Origin of the sequence: Nocardioides bruguierae, from assembly GCF_023656415.1 — a bacterium.
Taxonomy (GTDB): Bacteria; Actinomycetota; Actinomycetes; order Propionibacteriales; family Nocardioidaceae; genus Nocardioides; species Nocardioides bruguierae.
The window spans coordinates 1-17,550 of the sequence record NZ_JAMOIL010000009.1; the positions used below are offsets into that span (position 1 = coordinate 1).

The following is a 17,550-nucleotide window of genomic DNA, read 5'->3' on the forward strand; positions in this document are numbered from 1 at the left end:
CGGCCCCGGGGGCCGGCACGGCCACCACGGCCCGCACCAGGGCCCCGGCCGCCCGCTGCCGCCGTGGGTGGCGCTGCTCGGCCTCGGCGGCCCCGGCGGACGCGGCGGTCTGCCCGGTCGCGAGGGCCGCCCGCCCGTGCGCCGCGGGGACGTGCGCATCGCGCTGCTCGCCGTGCTGGTCGAGGCCGCCTCTGCGGAGCAGGAGCTGAACGGCTACCAGGCCATCCAGCGCATCGGCGAGCGCACCGACGGCGCCTGGCGCCCCAGCCCCGGCTCGGTCTACCCGACCGTCGCCCAGCTCGAGGACGAGGGGTTGGTGGTCACCGTGACCGCCGGCAACCGTCGCCGGCTCGAGCTGACGTACGCCGGCCGCGCCTGGGCCGACGAGCACGCCGAGGAGCTCGCCCAGGTCTGGGCGCCGTTCGACGCCGAGGCCGACGCGGGCGAGGACGCCTACCCCGAGCTGCGGGCCGAGGTCGGGCAGCTGCTCGCCGCGGTCTGGCAGGTCGCCGTCGTCGGCTCCGCCGCCCAGCGCGAGGCCGCGGCCGGGGTGCTGGCCGACGTCCGCCGCCGCCTCTACGGCATCCTCGCTGAGCCCGGGCCCCAGGAGGATGCCCCGGCTGCTCCCGACGCCGAGACCGAGTCCGAGTCCGAGGAGGGCTCGCAGGAGTGAGGGGCGCCCGCGCCCGACCCGCCTCCCTGGCACGGATGCCTACGCTGGCGCGGTGAGCACCACGACCGGCCCCCGCGTGCAGCGCTTCTCCGGCGCGATCGCGGGGGTCGGCTCCACGTCGGGGGTCCGCGTCGTCGTGGGCGCCTGGCACACCTCACCGCTCGGCGCGTTCGCCGACGCGATGGTGGCCACGGCCGGCGGACGCCGGCTGCTGCTGGCCCCGAGCCGCGCGGTCGCGGAGTTCGTCGCGAGCACCTACACCTTCGACGAGGTGCGGGTGGAGCCGTTCGCCGCCGACGGGTGGCGGGTCCGCTCCGACAGCCTCGAGCTCACGCTGGACGTCGGCGGGCGCACCGCCCTCGGCACGGCGCTGCGCCTGGTGCCCCGCGGACTGGCCGGCAGCCCGGCGTTCAGCACCCTCACCGACCCGGTGGCCCGCCTGCTGCTGCGCGGCGTGCGTACCCGCGGCAGCGCCGGGCACGGGAGGCGCGAGTACTACGGGGCGCTCGACCACCACGCCGTCGTCCGCGCCCGTGGGAGCCTGGACGGGGTGGACCTGGGCGACCTCGCACCGGTCGACCCCGAGCCCGGCTTCGGCTTCTCCTCGACGCCGGTGCGGCCCTCGGTCACCCGCGTGGTCTCCACGGTGGTGCTGCCGGCCTGAGCGCTCAGTCGAGCGCGGCCGCCCGGTTCACCCACGACGAGGTGACCCGCATGCCGACCTTCTCGTAGAGCCCCAGTGCGCCCGTGCGGGAGTCGGTGGACAGCGTGCACAGGCTCGCGCCGCGACGGCGTCCCTCGGCGAAGACGTCCACGAGCAGCGCCTGCGCGAGACCTCGACCCCGCTGGTCGGCCCGGGTCGCCAGCCGGGCCACGTAGGCCTCGGTGCGCTCCCTGCCGCCCTGCTCGGTGGTCATCATCTGCACCAGCGCCAGCGCGACGACCTCACCCGCCTCGTCCACCACCACCCGCAGCTGCCACGGCTCGAAGCCGGGGCGCTCGACGGTGAGCGCCGCCCAGTCCTCGTAGCCGTCGCGGGGGCGGTCGGACCACTCCAGGAACGCGTCCTCGTTCAGCGTCCAGCAGGCCCGGTGCTCCTCCGGTGCGGCCGCACGCGCCGTGTAGCCCGCAGGCAGTGGCCGCTCGGGCACGTCGACGCCCTCGGGCAGCGCGAGCACCCAGCTGTGCCAGCGCACGGCCCAGCCGAGGTCGGCGAGGAGCCGGTCGCCGGCGGAGCCCTCGAGCACGGGCGAGCCGACGCTGCGCTCGCCCCGGGCACGGGCCAGCGCGAGCACCCAGTGGTCCAGAGCGGTGCCGAGACCGCGGTCACGGTGGTCGGGGTGGACGGCGACCTCCGCCCGGTCGCGGTGCACCTCGGCGACGGCCACGAGGACGCCGGGCTGCTGGGCAGTCGCGGAGCCCGCCCCGGAGCCCGCCCCGGAGCCCGTACCGGAGTTCGAGGCGGCGTCGTCCGGCACCGTCTCCACGCCCACCGCGCTGGTGGCCAGGTCGAAGGACGGACGTTGCCAGTCGCCCACCACGTCCGCCTCCTCGACCATCACCTCGCCGGTGTCCGCGACGTCCTGGGCTGCGACGACGGCGGTCACGGCCGCCGCGTCGGCGAGGACGAGCCGGCGCGCGCGGTAGCCCGCGGGCAGCGTCGGGAGGGGCACGGTGGCGGCGTCGTCGGGCACCCGAGGAGTGTCGGGCACGGCCCCCGGACGGCGCCACGGGTTTGCGCCCGGGCAGCGCGAGCGAGCGGCGCGAGCGGGCCCGGTGCAGGGCCGCTCGGGTGGGCACGTGGGCGTCCCCGGGAGTGTCCCGGAGGCGTGGGACGAGGGTCCCGAGCGCATGAGGGAGATGTGAAGGTCCGACGTTCGTCGGGCTGCGTTCCTCAATCGGTTGCGCCGGACGCCGACGTTCCGGGTGACCCCAGACCAGGAGAACTCCCGTGACCAGCTCCGCCAGCAGCGTCCACGGTGCCACCGGTGCCCAGGACGCACCCGCCCCGCTCCACCTCCGCCCCGCCCCGACCGGCCTCGGCCGCCGACGTGCCCTGCGCGCCCTCGGCGGCGGCACCCTCGTCGCGGGCGCCGCGGCCACCGGTGTCGCCACCAGCCCGGCCGCCGCGGCCGCGTCCCGCACGCGCCGCCCCCGCCGCTGGAACGCGACCCCCGTCGCGAGCCGTGCCGACCGGCACCTCCTCAACCGCTTCACCTACGGCATCACCCCCGACCTCGTGGAGGAGGTGACCCGCCTCGGCGGGCCCGCCTGGTTCGAGGCCCAGGTCGCCGCCGCGACCGCCGACCCCGGTGCTGCCGACCGGCTGGTGGCCGGCTGGTGGCCCGACCTCTCGCTGACCGGCGTCGAGGTGCTGGCCCGGCACACGGCCGGCACCCGCAGCCTCTGGCTGCTGATGGACGACTACGCCCAGCGCGCGCTCGCCCGCCGCATCGTCTCGCCCCACCAGGTGCTCGAGGTGATGACCGAGTTCTGGGAGAACCACCTGCACGTGCCGGTGGCCGCCGACAACATGGGCGTGCTGCGCGTCGAGTACGGCGACCGCGTCCGGGCCCACGCGCTGGGCCGGTTCGAGGACCTGCTGCGCGCGACCACCACGCACCCCGCGATGCTCGCCTACCTCAACAACAACAGCTCCACGCGGTGGCACCCGAACGAGAACCTCGGCCGCGAGCTCCTCGAGCTGCACACCGTCGGCGTGGGGAACCACACCGAGGACGACATCAAGGACGCGGCCCGCGTGCTGACCGGCTGGACCTTCACCTGGGGCGAGTTCGAGACCCGCTTCCGGGCCGACTGGCACGCCACCGGTGCCGTCGACGTGTGCGGGTTCGCGCACGCCAACACCGACGCCACCGGCAAGGACGCCGTGGGCGCGATGCTCACCTACCTGGCGCACCACCCGGCCACCGCCCGCCGGATCGCCACCAAGCTCGTCATGACCTTCGTGGACGCCGAGTCGGTGCCCGAGGCGCTGGTCGACCGGCTGGCCCAGGCCTACCTCGAGCACGACACCGCGATCGTGCCGGTGCTGCGGGTGCTGCTCGCCTCGCCGGAGTTCGCGCGGGCGGTCGACCGTCGGCTGCGCGACGCGGACGACGACGTGGTGGCCACCTACCGCGTGCTGGGCGTGCGCCTGACCCGACCGCGCAACGAGGCCTCCGCGGCCCGCCAGCTGCGCTCCCAGGCGGCCTCCCTCGGCCTGAGCCCCTTCGCCTGGCCGCGCCCCGACGGCCAGCCCCTGGGCAACCGCGCCTGGGCGTCCCCGACCCGGGCGCTGGCCTCGATGACGGTGCACTGGCAGATGGCCAGCCGCACCTGGCCGGTCGTCGACGTCGTCCACCCGACGATGACGCAGCTGGTGCCCGAGGGGCGCCTGCGCTTCGACCAGCTCGTCGACCACCTCAGCCGCCGGCTGCTGGGCCGCACCGCCTCCCGCAGCCTCCTCAAGGCGGCCACGGCCGCCACCCGGATCGGGCCCGGCGTCCGCGTCGACTCCCGCGACCGCAGACTCGCCGCCGGCTGGGCCCAGCTCGTCGCCGCCGTGCTCGACAGCCCGGAGTTCTACTACCACTGAGCCGCCACGCCCGGGTCCAGGACGGACCCGGGTCATCCCCTCCAGGACGGAACCCCATGACCTCCCCGCACCCCACCCACCGCCCCCTGCACGCGGTCCCCCCGCTCGACGCCGACCCCGCCGCGTCCCACGCCCCCGACGCCCCCGACACCCCCGACACCGGGGACGTGGCCCCGCACCCCGGCTGCACCGAGGGCCGCCTCCTCACCGACCGCCGCTCGCTGCTGCGCGGCGCGGTGCTCGGCGGCACCTCCGTCATGGTCGGCGGCGCGTCGATCACCTACGCCGGCGGCGCCGCGGCAGCCGGCCCGGTGACGCCGCAGCCGCGCCCGGCCTCGTCCGTCATCGTCGTGGTGTCGCTGCGCGGCGCCGCCGACGGCCTCTCGATGGTCGTGCCGCACGCCGACGCCGCCTACTACGCCGGTCGGCCGACCACGGCCGTGCCGCGTGCCGCCCTGCTGGCCGCGGACGCCCAGTTCGGGCTGCACCCGGCGATGTCGCCGCTGATGCCGCTGTGGCAGAGCGGCCGGCTGGCCGCCATCCACGCCACCGGCCTGCCGGTGGCCAACCGCTCGCACTTCGCGGCCATGGAGGAGCTCGAGGACGCCGCCCCGGGCTCCGCCGAGCGCTCCGGCTGGCTCAACCGCCTCGTCGGCGCCAACGGCGACCAGGCCACCGTCGAGGCGCTCGCGGTGGGCTCGGGCATCCCGACCCTGCTGGCGGGGCCGAGCACGGTGATGAGCTTCGGCGAGCTGGACCGCGCCGAGCTGGCCGGCGGGGACGCCCGCGACCGCCGCTCGCCGCGCCGCCGGGCGCTGAACGCGCTCTGGGGGAAGGGGGGCTCGGAGATGGGCGCGGGCGTGCGCACCGCGCTCACCTCGCTCGTCGACCTGGCACCCGCCCAGCAGGTCCGGACCGGCCGCCGTCGGGGCTACACCGGCGGGGTCGGCGAGGCGTTGGCCGACGTCGCGCGCGTGCTCAAGGCGGACATCGGCGTCGCCGCCGTCACCGTGGACACCGGCTCGTGGGACATGCACGTCGGCATGGGCACGGTCGCGAGCGGCTGGATGGTCGACAACGTCACCGAGCTGGCCTCCAGCGTGGGCGCGTTCTTCGCCGACCTCGGCCCGGTGGCCGAGAAGGTCACGCTGGTGACCGTCACCGAGTTCGGCCGGCGCGTGCAGGAGAACGGCAGCCGCGGCACCGACCACGGCTGGGGCAGCGTGATGCTGGTCGCCGGGGCGGGCGTCAAGGGCGGCTACTACGGCCGCTGGCCGGGCCTGGAGAACAGCCTGGACGCCGACGTCCCCGTGACCACGGACTACCGCGACGTGCTGGCCGAGGTGGTCAGCGCCCGCACCGGTGCCTCCACGGCCGCCGTGTTTCCGGGCCACCAGTGGACCCGCACCGGGTTCATGACCTCGGCCGGCGCGGCGCGCTCGGCTGCCTGAGCGGTCTCGAGGGCCCTCTCGGAACGGCACGAGGCCGGCACCACCCCCACGGTGGTGCCGGCCTCGTGGTCCGTCCGAGGCGCTCGCGCGCTCGTCCCGACCGCTGTCAGTCAGAGGGGACGGCGCGCAGCGCGCCCGGGCGGGATCAGGCGGACTTGATCGCCGAGATGTCGAACTCGAGCTTGATCTTGTCGGAGACGAGGACGCCGCCGGTCTCGAGCGCGGCGTTCCACTCCAGGCCCCAGTCCTTGCGGTTGATGGTGGTCGCGCCCTCGAAGCCGATGCGGGTGTTGCCGAACGGGTCGGTGGCCGAGCCGGTGAACTCAAACTCGATGGTGACCGGCTTGGAGACGCCCTTGATGGTCAGGTCGCCGGTGATCGTCCAGTCGTCGCCGTCCTTGGACACGGCGGTGGAGACGAAGGTGACCTCGGGGTAGGTCTCGACGTCGAAGAAGTCGCCGGAGTAGAGGTGACCGTTGCGGTCGGCGGAGCCGGTGTCCAGCGAGCCGGCCTTCATGGAGACCTTCACCGAGGACGCGGCGGGGTTGGCGGTGTCGACCTTGGCCGAGCCCTCCCAGTCCTGGAACTGGCCGCGGACGGTGGTGACCATCGCGTGGCGGGCGGAGAAGCCCAGGCGGCTGTGGCTCGCGTCGATCGCGTAGTCGCCCGAGATGTCGGAGAGGGTCTGGGTGGGGGCGTCGAAGGCGGAGGCGGGGGCCTCGGTCTTGGTGCGGCCGAAGAGCGGCATGGTGGATCTCCTTGATCTGATCGGGTGGTTCGGCGAGATCTCGCCGGGCGGGACGACCGCCCGGCGGGAGGTCGTGCAAACTTCAACCACCCTAACCGGACCGCGGTCCAGATCCATTCCCCCTCGCCGGAGAAATATCTGGACCACCCGCGTGGCAGCACCCTCGGCACCGGCGCTGGCACGAGCCCTGACCTGGGAGTTAAGGTGCTCGACACCGCGCACGCACGTGCCGGAAAAATGCACTCGAGCCGCCCTCATTGGCCGAGGGCGGCTCGAGCTGCAGGGGCCTGACGGGTGGCCGTCAGGTCGTGGAGGGCCGTGAGGCCTGTCAGGCTGCCTGGGTCACGACGACGCCGTCGCGCTCCCAGTGCGACTCCAGGTGGCTGGAGCCATCGGACTCGACGACGTTCTCCCACACCAGGTGGATGCCGTCGGTCAGCAGAGTGTCAGTCATGATCGACACCTCCCGTTCACTTTCTGTTCACCGAAGATAGCAGGGTGATTCACCCTTCGCACGTCATTGCCCGGGTCGGACGCGTGTCGCGGCGTCGCCGTCGACCTGACGAAGCCGGCGCCGCAGCCCGCTGACGTGCAGCGATGTCCTCATCGGCGCCCGTGGAGGCGTCCTGAGAAAAGGTGAACGGAAGGTGAACGACCGCGTCGCCCGTCGTTCACCTGGAGCGTGTCGAGACGGTGGGAGCGGGTGCCTCGACGGGGGCGGGCGCGACGATGGCTCCCGCGGGCGGGTGAGCCCCTACCCTTGTCAGGTGAGTGATGAGATTTCCCCGGCCGCCGACGACGTGCAGGCCACCCAGCCCGAGGAGGCGGTCGAGGAGACCGCGCCGGGCTTCGCCGACCTCGGTCTCTCCGAGCCGGTGCTCGACGCGCTGCGGGCCGTCGGGTACGAGTCCCCCTCCGCCATCCAGGCGGAGACCATACCCACGCTGCTGGCCGGCCGTGACGTCATGGGCCTCGCCCAGACCGGCACGGGCAAGACCGCGGCGTTCGCGCTGCCGATCCTGTCCCGCCTGGACCTGAAGCAGTCCTCCCCGCAGGCGCTCGTGCTCGCGCCCACCCGCGAGCTGGCGCTCCAGGTGTGCGAGGCGTTCGAGAAGTACGCCGCCAAGACCCCCGGCGTCCGCGTGCTGCCGGTCTACGGCGGCCAGGGCTACGGCGTGCAGCTCTCCGCGCTGCGCCGCGGCGTGCACATCGTGGTCGGCACCCCCGGCCGCATCATCGACCACCTCGACAAGGGCACGCTCGACCTCTCCGAGCTGCGCTTCCTCGTCCTCGACGAGGCCGACGAGATGCTGACGATGGGCTTCTCCGAGGACGTCGAGACGATCCTCGCCGAGACGCCGATGACGAAGCAGGTCGCCCTGTTCTCGGCCACCATGCCGAACACGATCCGTCGGCTGAGCCAGCAGTACCTCAACGACCCCGTGGAGATCCACGTCAAGGGTCGCACCGCCACGGCCAGCAACATCACCCAGCGCTACCTGGTGGTGCGCTACCAGCAGAAGATCGACGCGCTGACCCGCATCCTCGAGGTCGAGAACTTCGAGGCGATGATCGTCTTCGTCCGCACCAAGCAGGAGACCGAGACGGTCGCCGAGAAGCTGCGTGCCCGTGGCTTCGCCGCCGCGGCGATCAACGGTGACGTGCCGCAGAACGTGCGCGAGCGCACCGTCGGCCAGCTCAAGGACGGCACCCTGGACGTCCTGGTGGCCACCGACGTCGCCGCCCGCGGTCTCGACGTCGAGCGGATCAGCCACGTGCTGAACTACGACATCCCCACCGACACCGAGTCCTACGTGCACCGCATCGGCCGGACGGGGCGTGCCGGCCGCTCCGGGGACGCGATCTCCTTCGTCACCCCGCGCGAGCGCTACCTGCTCAAGCACCTGGAGAAGGCCACGCGCCAGCCGCTGGCCGCCATGGAGTTGCCGAGCATCGAGGACGTGAACTCCACGCGCCTCACGCGCTTCGACGACGCCATCACCGAGGCGCTGGAGCAGAGCGAGCGGATCACCGCGTTCCGCGACATCGTCGACCACTACGTCCGGCACCACGACGTACCCGAGGCCGACGTGGCGGCTGCGCTTGCCGTCGTGGCGCAGGGCGACACCCCGCTGCTGCTCGACCCCTCCCGCGACGCCATCGAGACCCCGCCCCCGGGCCGTGAGCGCCCCGAGCGCGGCGGTCGTGACGAGCGCTCCGGCAACGCCGGGCACGACCGTCGCCGCGGCGGCGGCGAGGGCCTGGCCCAGTACCGGATCGAGGTGGGCAAGCGGCACCGCGTCGAGCCCCGTCAGATCGTCGGCGCGCTGGCCAACGAGGGCGGCCTCAACCGTCGCGATTTCGGCAAGATCCAGATCCGCCCCGACTTCTCCCTCGTGGAGCTGCCGGCGGACCTCCCGGCCTCGGTCTACCAGGCCCTGGAGAACACCCGGATCTCCGGCAAGCTGATCGAGATCAAGCCCGACAAGGGCCCGCGCTTCAGCGGCGGCGGCCCCCGCTCCGGTGGCGGTCGCCCCCGGCGTGACGACGACCGTGGCGGCCGCGGCGACTTCAAGGACCGCAAGCCGCGGCACAAGAACCGGGACTGACCCGGACGCTCCAGCAGCTCCAGCACGGCCCCGGCGGGTTGGCGCCGGGGCCGTCGGTGCGTCCTGGGACCATGGGCGCATGTCTCGGCACCCCTCGTCCCCCCGCGCCCGCACCGCCGGGCTCGCCGCTCTCGCGGTCCTGGCCGTCGGCCCGCTCTCCGCGTGCTCGGTGCTGGGGCTGGGCGGTGACCCCGAGCCGGCGGACCCCGCGAGCACGGCCGAGGCCCTCGCCACCCAGCTGAGCGCGGGCTCGCTCCAGGGCGCCGTCGTCGGCGCGACGCCGCGTGCGGTCAACGCCGAGCTGGGCGAGATCGTGGCCGGTCTCGGAGACCTGCAGCCCACCGTCACCGTGACCTCCGCGGAGATCACCTCCGACGGGACGCAGGAGGGCGAGGAGCCGCGCGCGAGCGTCACCCTGCGCTGGTCGTGGCCGTTCACGGCCGGTGCCTGGGAGTACGAGACGACCGCCGACCTCGAGGTCTCCGGGCAGGCCCGCGACGAGGACGGGGACGGCACCGACGACCGGTCCTGGACGCTGGTGTGGCAGCCCTCCGTCGTCGAGCCCTCCCTGGCCGAGGGCGAGACGCTGGACGCCACCACGCTCACGCCCGACCGCGGCGACGTGGTCGGTGCCGGGGGACGCACCCTCGTCACCGCGCGCCCGGTGGTCACCTTCGGCATCGACAAGTCGCAGGTGGGCCTCCAGCGGGCCCTGGCCTCGGCCCGGACGCTGGCCGGCCTGACCGACGTGGACGCGGCCTCCTTCGTCTCTCGCGTGCGCCAGGCGGGTGACCAGGCCTACGTCGAGGCGATCACCTACCGCCTGGCCGACGTGCCGGCCCGGCTCGGGGTGAGCTACGAGGACGTGCCCGGCGTCCTGGCCGTCCGCTCCACCCAGGACCTGGCCCCGACCCGCGGCTTCGCCGCCGAGATCCTGGGCTCGGTGGGGGACGTGACGGCGGAGATGGTCGCCGAGGACCCCGAGACCTACGCCGTGGGCGACGTCGCCGGCGTCTCCGGCCTCCAGGCCCGCTACGACGACACGCTGCGCGGCACGCCCGGCCTCGTGGTCGAGGCCGAGCCCGCCGACGACGGGGACGGCGAGGCCCGCGAGCTGTTCCGGGTGGCCCCCACCGACGGGAAGCCCCTCCGGCTGAGCCTCGACCTCGGGCTCCAGGAGTCCGCGGAGGCCCTGCTGGCCGACGTCGGCCCCGCCAGCGCCCTGGTGGCGATCCGCCCCAGCACGGGCGCGATCCTGGCCGCCGCCAACGGGCCCGGCACCGGCGGCGTCAACGTCGCCACCTACGGGCAGGCCGCCCCGGGCTCGACCTTCAAGATCGTCAGCAGCCTGGCGCTGCTGCGCGCCGGCCTGACCCCGAGCACGCAGGTGGCCTGCACGCCCACCGCCACCGTCGACGGCCGCGCGTTCGAGAACTACGACGACTACCCGGCCTCCGGCCTGGGCCGGGTCACGCTCGCCACCGCCGTGGCCAACTCCTGCAACACCGCCTTCATCTCCTCCTACGACGACCTGGACGACGGCGACCTGGCCGCGGCCGCCGCCTCGCTGGGCCTCGGTGTCGACCACGAGGTCGGCTTCCCCGCCTACTTCGGCCAGGTGCCGGAGCCCGAGAGCGAGACCGAGGCGGCCGCCGACATGATCGGTCAGGGCCGGGTGCTGGCCAGCCCGATGACGATGGCCGCGGTCATCGGCTCGGTGGCGGCCGGCGAGACCGTCGTCCCGTGGCTGGTCCGCGGCGAGCAGGACGAGGCGCCCGCCGACGCCGCGCCGCTCACCGGGGCCGAGGCCCGGCAGCTGACGTCGCTGCTGCGCGGCGTCGTCACCGACGGTTCCGGCCGCGGCCTGCTCGACGTGCCCGGTGCGCCGGTCATCGCCAAGACCGGCACGGCCGAGTTCGACGACGACGGCACGACCCGCACCCACGCCTGGATGGTCGCCGCCCAGGGCGACCTCGCGGTGGCGGTCTACGTGGATCTCGGCGACTCGGGCTCCGGCACGGCCGGGCCGATCATCGAGGGGTTCCTCCGCGCCGCACGCTGAGCGGGCCGGCGGGGCCGTGGCGACCGGGGACGGAGGGTGCCCGTCGCGGGGCGGGGACAACGCCCCGCGACGGGACGGAGCCCCTTGCCGCATGGGGTCAGCAAGGGGCTCCGCAGTCGATCGAAGTGCTCCCTCCGAGGTCGACGCGCGCATCATGGCACTCACGACCAGCCTGGGACCACGTTTCACCGTGCCTCCCCGGGTTGAGGTAACCCGTTCGGGCAGAGGGCTGGACCAGCCCACCCGACGCCCCGAGCAGGGGCGTCAGGAGGGCCTGGTCAGGAGCCGTTGGGCAGGCTGGTCTCGGCGCCCTCCGGGGTGGCCTTGGCGACGGCGCCCTTGACCATCGACTCCAGGTCGATCCCGGTGGCGGACTTCAGCATCTCCATCGTGTGGGCGATGTTCGTGGTCACCTGCTGCGGCAGGGCACCGGCGCCCTCGGTGGAGAGGACGGTGAGCTCGGTGATCGACGCCATGGGGGCCGCGACCTCCTTGGCGAGCTGGGGCAGCATCTCGATCAGCATCTGCAGCACGGCGGCGTCGTTGTAGTCGGCGAACGCCTGCGCGCGCTTGTCCATGGCCTCGGCCTCGGCCTGACCGACCGCGGCGATCGCGGCGGCCTGGGCCTCGCCCTCGGCGCGGGTGGCGTCGGCCTCGGCGGTACGACGGGCGCGCTCGGCGGCACCGCGGCGCTCACCCTCGATCGCCTCGGCCTCGGCGAGCGCGGCACGGCGGGACTTCTCGGCCTCACCGGTGAGGCGGGCCTCCTCGGCCTGCGCCTCGGCGGCCCGGATGGTGGAGGCCTTGCGCGCCTCGGCGGCCGCGATCTCGGCCGACCGCTTGGCCTCGGCCTCCTGCTCGACGCGGTAGCGCTCCGCGTCGGCGGGCTTGCGGACCTCGGTCTCGAGCTGGCGCTCGGTCAGCGCCGCCTGGCGCACGGCCACCTTCTCCTGCTCCGTGAGGATCGCCTGGTCACGGTCGGCCTGCGCGAGCGGGCCGGAGGCGGCGGCCTGGGCGGCCGCGGCGTCGGTCTCGGCCTTGATCTCGGCCTGCTTCAGGGCGAGGACGCGCTGCGAGACCGCGATCTCCTGCTCGGCCGCGATCTGCGCCTGCTCGGCGGCCTGGCGCGCGTTGGCCTCGGCGATGCGGGCCTCCTGGGCGACGCGGGCGGCCTCGGGGCGGCCCAGGTCGGCCAGGTAGGAGCCGTCGTCGGTGACGTCCTGGATCTGGAAGGTGTCGAGGATGAGGCCCTGGCCGGTCAGGGAGTTCTCCGACTCGTCCGCCACGCGCTGGGCGAAGGCGGCACGGTCGCGGATGATCTGCTCCACCGTCAGGCCGCCGACGATCGAGCGCAGCGCACCCGCGAGGACCTCCTGGGTGAACGGCTCGACGTCCTCCTGCTGGGAGAGGAAGCGCTGGGCCGCCAGCCGGATCTGGTCGGCGTTGCCACCCACCTTCACGATGGCGACGCCCTCGACGTTGAGCTTGATGCCCTGGCCCGAGACCGCGCCGCGGATCTGCACGGAGATGCGGCGGCTGGAGAGGTCCAGCGTGCCCAGCTTCTGCACGAACGGGATGACGAACGTGCCGCCGCCGAGGATGACCTTCTGGCCCGAGAGGTCCGTGGTCAGCTCGCCCGTCTCCGGGTTGACCACCGCCCTGCCCTTGCGGCCCGTGACGATGAACGCCTCGTTCGGCCCGGCGACCTTGTACCGGCTGGTGACCAGCAGGATCAGGAGGACGAGGACGACCACGAGGCCGCCGATGGGCAGGAGCAGTTCCATGGGGTTCCTTCCGGGAACGGTGGGGGTGGAGCCGGGAGCGGTGGGCGGTCAGCCCAGCTCGCGCCACAGGGGCGCGACGGTGACCGCGGTGGGGGAGACGGAGCCGGTGACCTGGATGCGCTCGCCGGCCTCCAGCGGGAGCGGGTGGTCGCCGTCGAGCCGGGCGTTCACCCGCAGCGCACGGGTGCCGACCAGCACGCGGACGGTGCCGTAGCCGTCGACCGGGACGGCGGTGAGGACGACGCCCTCGTAGCCGACCGCGGTGGTGGTGCTGGGCGGCTCCGTGGCGTCGTCGTGGCGCAGGAGCCGGGTCAGCCAGACCGCCAGGGCGCCGAAGACCAGGCCGCCGCCCACGCCGACGGCGGTGCTGACCAGGGTCGGTGCGCCCAGCGCCTCGGCGATGGCGCCGGAGAACCCGAGCGCGGAGACGAAGGAGCCGAGCACGGCCGTGGAGAACACGTCGCTGCCCAGACCGTCGAAGAGGCCGTCGAGGAGACCCTCGACCGGCCCGTCCAGCACGTCGCCCAGCACCAGGGAGAGGGCGAGCACCAGGACGCCGGCCACGCCGAGGACGAGGAAGACGGTCATCGCGGGGCAGCCTCCAGGGGTTCGGTCACGGTCGAGACGCCGAGCACTTCGTTACGTTCGCCGCACTTCTTTACTTCGACAGGGTCATCCTGCCCCATCGCCGCACCGTGTGCCGGGCGGGTCGCGCCGGACCTGTGGAGGACGGTCGTGCTCAGCCGGTACCGGCGACCTCGGCAGCCCGTTGGGCCAGCCACCGGTCCCAGGCCTCGGCGCCGGGCAGGGAGGCGGCGCGGCGGGTGATCGGCTCCTGCCCGGCCACCCACCACCCCAGCCGCCGCACGGCCAGCGGGTGGTCGGTCAGGGCGGTCGTGGAGGCCTCCTGCGCGTCCTCGAGCGAGACCTGCACGGTGCCCGCCCCGGTGCGCTGCCCCGCGTCGGAGAGGGTGCGCAGCGCGGAGCCCAGCCAGCGGCGCAGGGGCCGTGACGAGGGCGTCCAGCGGCTGACGCCCTCGGGCGACGCGGACGCGGTGGCCACGCGCAGCAGCACGTGGTCGACGTCCGCGCCGCCCGAGCCCGTGGCACCGACCTGGAGGCTCCAGGCCACCGGGAGCGTGTCGCCGCCCCGCGGCAGCCCGGCGCTGAGCCGTCGCACGAGGTCGCGGTCCCGGTCGTCGGGGGCGCCGGTCACCACCAGGCGGCGGCGCGGGTCGGCGAGGTCCAGGCGGACGTGGCCCGCCAGCGTGCCGGGCAGGGTCACCGCATCCTGCGCGAGCGCGGCCAGGGCCTGCGTCAGCGAGTCGCTGCGGGCCGTGAGGGTGTCGGTCGAGGCGAGGGAGAGCACGACCGACCCGTCCAGGGCGTCGCTCCAGGACCGCCACACGTCCACGGCGTCGGCGACCTCGGTGGCCACGTCGGCGCCGGCACCGGGGCCGAGGAGTCGGTCGCCGTCGATCTCGATCCACCCGCAGGACTCGGGCGTGCAGTGCTCGCTGTCGAGGAGGCGTAGCCGGAAGGGCGTGTAGTCGGCGGAGTCGACGGCGTCGACGGTGCGCTGCACGACGGCCACCACCGAGGCGGTGTCCAGGTCGTCGGCCAGCTGGACGTCGATGCGGGCCTGCTCCCCGTCGTCCGGGTCGGGCACGGCGACCTCGACCACGCCGGGGGCCTGCCGCACGCGCCCCTCGAGCGCCTGGGGGGTGCCGCCCACCAGCCCACAGGCGGCCAGCCCCGGGCCCAGCAGCCCGGCCGCGGCGACCAGCGCGAGGACGCGCGCCGGCCACGGGCGGCGCGCACGTGCGCGGGGGGTCGCAGCGGTCACGCCCGCCATGGTCGCACCGGCACCCGGGCGCCGGGGCCCGAACGCGGGGACGGGCCGGGGCTGGGAACGGGCGCGGTGCCCGGCTCAGGAGCCGAGCGCGGCGGCCAGCTCCCGACGGCTGGAGATGGACAGCTTGCGGTAGACCCGGGACAGGTGCCACTCGACGGCCTTGACCGTCACGTGCAGCTCCGCGGCGACCTGGCGGTTCGTCAGGCCCTGGATGGCCAGCGCCGCGACCCGGCGCTCGCCGGGGGTCAGGTCGGCCACGGCCTCGCCACCGGTGGTGGCCGGTTGCTCGCCCACGATCGCGAGCAGCTTGTGCACACGGGCCAGCAGCGGGCCGAGGCCCTGGCGGCCGGCGAACGACTCGGCCCCGCGCAGCAGCAGCACCGCGGTGTCGCGGTCGCCAGCGAGCAGCCGCAGACCCGCCAGGTCGGTGTCGATCTGGGCGGTCAGGCGCCCGGCCTCGATGCCGAGCAGCGTCTGCCGGGCCGCCTCGAGCAGGTCGGCGCGGTCGGTGGCGGAGGTGACGTTGGCCAGCGTCCGCAGGGCGTGGGCGTGGGCGTGCTGGGAGCCGGAGGCGAACGCCAGCCGCACGTGGGTGCGGGCGTGCTCCTCGGCCTCGTGCCGCCGGGAGAGGTGCACGAGCGCGAGGGCCAGGCCGGTGCGCCACGGCAACCAGGCCGGGTCGGCCGACGGCAGCAGGTCGTGGACGGTGGTGAAGTGCCCCGCCGCGTCCTCGTAGCGCCCCTGGGCCAGGCCGAGCTGACCCTGGGTGAGGGCGAGCACGGCGTGGGTCTGGGCGTCGGAGCCGGCGGCCTCGGCGCGCGCACGCTCGACGACGCGGGCCGCCTGGTCGAGCTCGCCGCGGGCCATGCGCACGTCGCACTCGGCGTGCCGCAGGTGGGCGCGGTCGAGGTCGCTCAGTGCATCAGCGTCCACCGAGGTGAGGGCTGCCAGGGCCAGGCCGATCCGCCCGGCGCGCAGCTGCGCGGTCGCCCGTCCGACCTCGAGGGAGACGGGGACGCCCGCGCCGACCGCCAGGGGGACCTCGAGGAGGGGCGGGGGAGTCAGGGGCATGAGCAGAGCCTAGGGAGGATCGAGGGCCTAGGAGGGGACTTCAGGCAATTCTTGGACGCGCGTCGCGGCGGGCCGTACCGGTCCGTAAGGCAGGGCTCGACGGGGGTCCGGCGTGCACGCCCGTACCGTTCAGACGGGCGCTGCGCCGGCCAGCGCGAGCGCCCGCTCGGCCAGGGGTCGCACCTGGTCGGCGTCGGTCGCCACGAGACCGACCCGGGTGCGGCGGTCCAGCAGGTCCTCGACCTCCGCGGCCCCCTCGTGGGTCACGCCGAAGACCAGCTCGGCGAGGGTCACGGGCGCGGTGGGCGAGGCCGGCGCGAGCAGCGTGGCGTCGTCCAGGCCGGTGACGGAGCGCGCGGTGGCGAGCACCAGCGAGGCGTCCGTGCCGAAGCGGCGGACGAGGCGGGGCGGTGCGTCCAGCGCCGCCAGCACGGGCCGCGGCGCAGCGCCGGCCAGCGGCAGGTCGCGGGTGCGGCAGGCGCCGGCGGCGAGGCCGGTCGCCTCGAGGCCGGCGTCGAGGGCGTCCTCGGCCATGCGGCGGTAGGTGGTGAGCTTGCCGCCGACCACGGTGACCACGGCACCGGCACCGGCACGACTCCCGGCGCCCCGCACGCGGACGGCGTGCCGTCGCGAGAGGTCCGCGGTGCCGCTGCCGCCCGCGCCGGCCAGCAGCGGGCGCAGCCCCGCGAACGCGCCGAGGAGGTCGGCGGGGCCCGGCGGGTGGGCGAGCGCCCCGCCGAGCACGTCGAGGAGGAAGGCGACCTCGCCGGGCGTCGGCTCGGGCACGTCGGGCACCGGCCCGGGGGCCGGCTCGTCGGTGAGGCCGACGTAGGTGGTGCCGTCCGGCTGGGGCAGCAGCAGCACGAAGCGGGCCCGCTCGCCGGGCACGGGCACCGAGAGCGCTGTCGACAGCCCCCCGAGCGCGGCCGTGCGCACCACCAGGTGGGTGCCGCGGCTGGGCGTGAGCCGGAGGGAGGGGTCCAGGTCGCCGGCCCACACCCCGGTGGCGTTGACGACCAGGCGGGCGCGGACCTCCCGCTGCTCCCCGGTGCGGGTGTCGAGCAGGTCGGCACCGCCGGGGCGGGTGGCCACGACGCGGACCCGGGTGCGCACGTGCGCGCCGTGCTGGGCCGCCGTCCGGGCGAGGGTGATCACGAGCCGGGCGTCGTCCTCGAGGCGGCCGTCCCAGCCGAGCAGGCCGCCGCGCAGGCCGGTGGGCCGCAGGGCGGGCGCCAGGGCGAGAGCCTCGGCGGCGCCGACGCGGCGGGAGCGGGGCAGCTCGCCCGCGCCCGCGCCGGCCGCGTGCCGCAGCAGGTCGCCCGCGGCCAGGCCGGTGCGCACGACGGCGGCGGCGCGGTGGCCGGTGGCCTCGGCGAGGGGCACCAGCATCGGCAGCGGGTGGGTCAGGTGCGGTGCGGTGCGGCTCATCAGCAGCCCCCGCTCGACCGCGGACTCGCGCGCCACCCCGACCTGGCCGTGGGCCAGGTAGCGCAGGCCACCGTGCACCAGCTTGCTGCTCCACCGCGAGGTGCCGTGGGCGAGGTCGTGGGCGTCGACGGCCAGGACCCGCAGGCCCCGCGCGGCGGCGTCGAGCGCGACGCCGGCGCCGGTGGCGCCCAGCCCGACCACGAGGACGTCGACCTGGGTCGGCGCGTCGGCCAGCCCGGCGCGCACGCGCGGCGTGGTGCCGGGGGTCATC

14 protein-coding genes are annotated in these 17,550 nt (G+C 75.3%); 6 read left to right on the forward strand and 8 right to left on the reverse strand.

Going from position 1 to position 17,550, the window contains the following annotated elements:
• Positions 1 to 673: PadR family transcriptional regulator (locus tag M8330_RS07915; RefSeq protein ID WP_250826894.1), on the forward strand; the 673-nt coding region annotated here is incomplete at its 5' end.
• A 52-nt stretch (positions 674 to 725) separates the two neighbouring features.
• On the forward strand, positions 726 to 1,337 hold the full coding sequence (locus M8330_RS07920; RefSeq protein WP_250826895.1) for a hypothetical protein: 612 nt from the start codon (positions 726 to 728) through the stop codon (positions 1,335 to 1,337).
• 4 nt (positions 1,338 to 1,341) lie between these two features.
• Here M8330_RS07920 and M8330_RS07925 read toward each other — a convergent pair whose 3' ends face one another.
• Positions 1,342 to 2,367 (reverse strand): GNAT family N-acetyltransferase, encoded by a 1,026-nt coding sequence (locus M8330_RS07925; RefSeq protein ID WP_250826896.1) that lies wholly within the window; start codon positions 2,365 to 2,367, stop codon positions 1,342 to 1,344.
• Positions 2,368 to 2,624: 257 nt separating this feature from the next.
• Between M8330_RS07925 and M8330_RS07930 the strand changes: the two genes are divergently transcribed.
• Together M8330_RS07930 and M8330_RS07935 are read left to right on the forward strand one after the other, a co-directional pair.
• A complete protein-coding gene (locus M8330_RS07930) occupies positions 2,625 to 4,271 on the forward strand; it encodes a DUF1800 domain-containing protein (RefSeq protein WP_250826897.1) in 1,647 nt (548 codons plus the stop codon).
• 56 nt (positions 4,272 to 4,327) lie between these two features.
• Complete coding sequence (locus tag M8330_RS07935; protein WP_250826898.1) at positions 4,328 to 5,722, forward strand: DUF1501 domain-containing protein; 1,395 nt, start codon at positions 4,328 to 4,330, stop codon at positions 5,720 to 5,722.
• A gap of 145 nt (positions 5,723 to 5,867) precedes the next feature.
• On the opposite strand, the gene M8330_RS07940 is transcribed toward M8330_RS07935, so the two are convergent.
• A complete protein-coding gene (locus M8330_RS07940) occupies positions 5,868 to 6,470 on the reverse strand; it encodes a YceI family protein (RefSeq protein WP_250055745.1) in 603 nt (200 codons plus the stop codon).
• Positions 6,471 to 6,798: 328 nt separating this feature from the next.
• Positions 6,799 to 6,924: a hypothetical protein gene (locus M8330_RS21920; RefSeq protein WP_272495299.1), complete on the reverse strand. Its 126-nt coding sequence runs from the start codon at positions 6,922 to 6,924 to the stop codon at positions 6,799 to 6,801.
• 313 nt (positions 6,925 to 7,237) lie between these two features.
• Between M8330_RS21920 and M8330_RS07945 the strand changes: the two genes are divergently transcribed.
• A complete protein-coding gene (locus M8330_RS07945; RefSeq protein WP_250055743.1) occupies positions 7,238 to 9,079 on the forward strand; it encodes a DEAD/DEAH box helicase in 1,842 nt (613 codons plus the stop codon).
• Positions 9,080 to 9,158: 79 nt separating this feature from the next.
• Entirely contained in the window at positions 9,159 to 11,141 is a 1,983-nt protein-coding gene (locus M8330_RS07950) for a penicillin-binding transpeptidase domain-containing protein (RefSeq protein WP_250826899.1), read from the forward strand.
• Between the two features lie 278 nt (positions 11,142 to 11,419).
• Here M8330_RS07950 and M8330_RS07955 read toward each other — a convergent pair whose 3' ends face one another.
• The 5 genes from M8330_RS07955 to M8330_RS07975 all read right to left on the reverse strand — a co-directional run bounded on the left by M8330_RS07955 (position 11,420) and on the right by M8330_RS07975 (position 17,549).
• Positions 11,420 to 12,925 carry a flotillin family protein gene (locus M8330_RS07955; protein WP_250826900.1) on the reverse strand — a complete coding sequence of 502 codons (1,506 nt, stop codon included), beginning with the start codon at positions 12,923 to 12,925 and terminating at the stop codon, positions 11,420 to 11,422.
• A gap of 48 nt (positions 12,926 to 12,973) precedes the next feature.
• Positions 12,974 to 13,513: an NfeD C-terminal domain-containing protein gene (locus M8330_RS07960; RefSeq protein WP_250826901.1), complete on the reverse strand. Its 540-nt coding sequence runs from the start codon at positions 13,511 to 13,513 to the stop codon at positions 12,974 to 12,976.
• Positions 13,514 to 13,664: 151 nt separating this feature from the next.
• Positions 13,665 to 14,771, reverse strand: a complete 1,107-nt coding sequence (locus tag M8330_RS07965) for a hypothetical protein (RefSeq protein WP_250826902.1) — start codon at positions 14,769 to 14,771, stop codon at positions 13,665 to 13,667.
• An 84-nt stretch (positions 14,772 to 14,855) separates the two neighbouring features.
• Positions 14,856 to 15,851, reverse strand: coding sequence for a helix-turn-helix transcriptional regulator (locus tag M8330_RS07970; protein WP_250826903.1), 996 nt, complete (start codon positions 15,849 to 15,851; stop codon positions 14,856 to 14,858).
• 129 nt (positions 15,852 to 15,980) lie between these two features.
• Entirely contained in the window at positions 15,981 to 17,549 is a 1,569-nt protein-coding gene (locus tag M8330_RS07975; RefSeq protein ID WP_250826904.1) for a glycerol-3-phosphate dehydrogenase/oxidase, read from the reverse strand.
• Position 17,550 lies beyond the last annotated feature (1 nt).

What these genes read in the sequence shown, in the direction of transcription:
- M8330_RS07970 (WP_250826903.1), bottom strand. Translation starts at nt 15,851, where the DNA reads ATGCCCCTGACTCCCCCGCCCCTCCTCGAGGTCCCCCTGGCGGTCGGC.
- M8330_RS07975 (WP_250826904.1), bottom strand. Translation starts at nt 17,549, where the DNA reads ATGACCCCCGGCACCACGCCGCGCGTGCGCGCCGGGCTGGCCGACGCG.
- M8330_RS21920 (WP_272495299.1), bottom strand. Translation starts at nt 6,924, where the DNA reads ATGACTGACACTCTGCTGACCGACGGCATCCACCTGGTGTGGGAGAAC.
- M8330_RS07950 (WP_250826899.1), top strand. Translation starts at nt 9,159, where the DNA reads ATGTCTCGGCACCCCTCGTCCCCCCGCGCCCGCACCGCCGGGCTCGCC.
- M8330_RS07935 (WP_250826898.1), top strand. Translation starts at nt 4,328, where the DNA reads ATGACCTCCCCGCACCCCACCCACCGCCCCCTGCACGCGGTCCCCCCG.
- M8330_RS07940 (WP_250055745.1), bottom strand. Translation starts at nt 6,470, where the DNA reads ATGCCGCTCTTCGGCCGCACCAAGACCGAGGCCCCCGCCTCCGCCTTC.
- M8330_RS07955 (WP_250826900.1), bottom strand. Translation starts at nt 12,925, where the DNA reads ATGGAACTGCTCCTGCCCATCGGCGGCCTCGTGGTCGTCCTCGTCCTC.
- M8330_RS07960 (WP_250826901.1), bottom strand. Translation starts at nt 13,513, where the DNA reads ATGACCGTCTTCCTCGTCCTCGGCGTGGCCGGCGTCCTGGTGCTCGCC.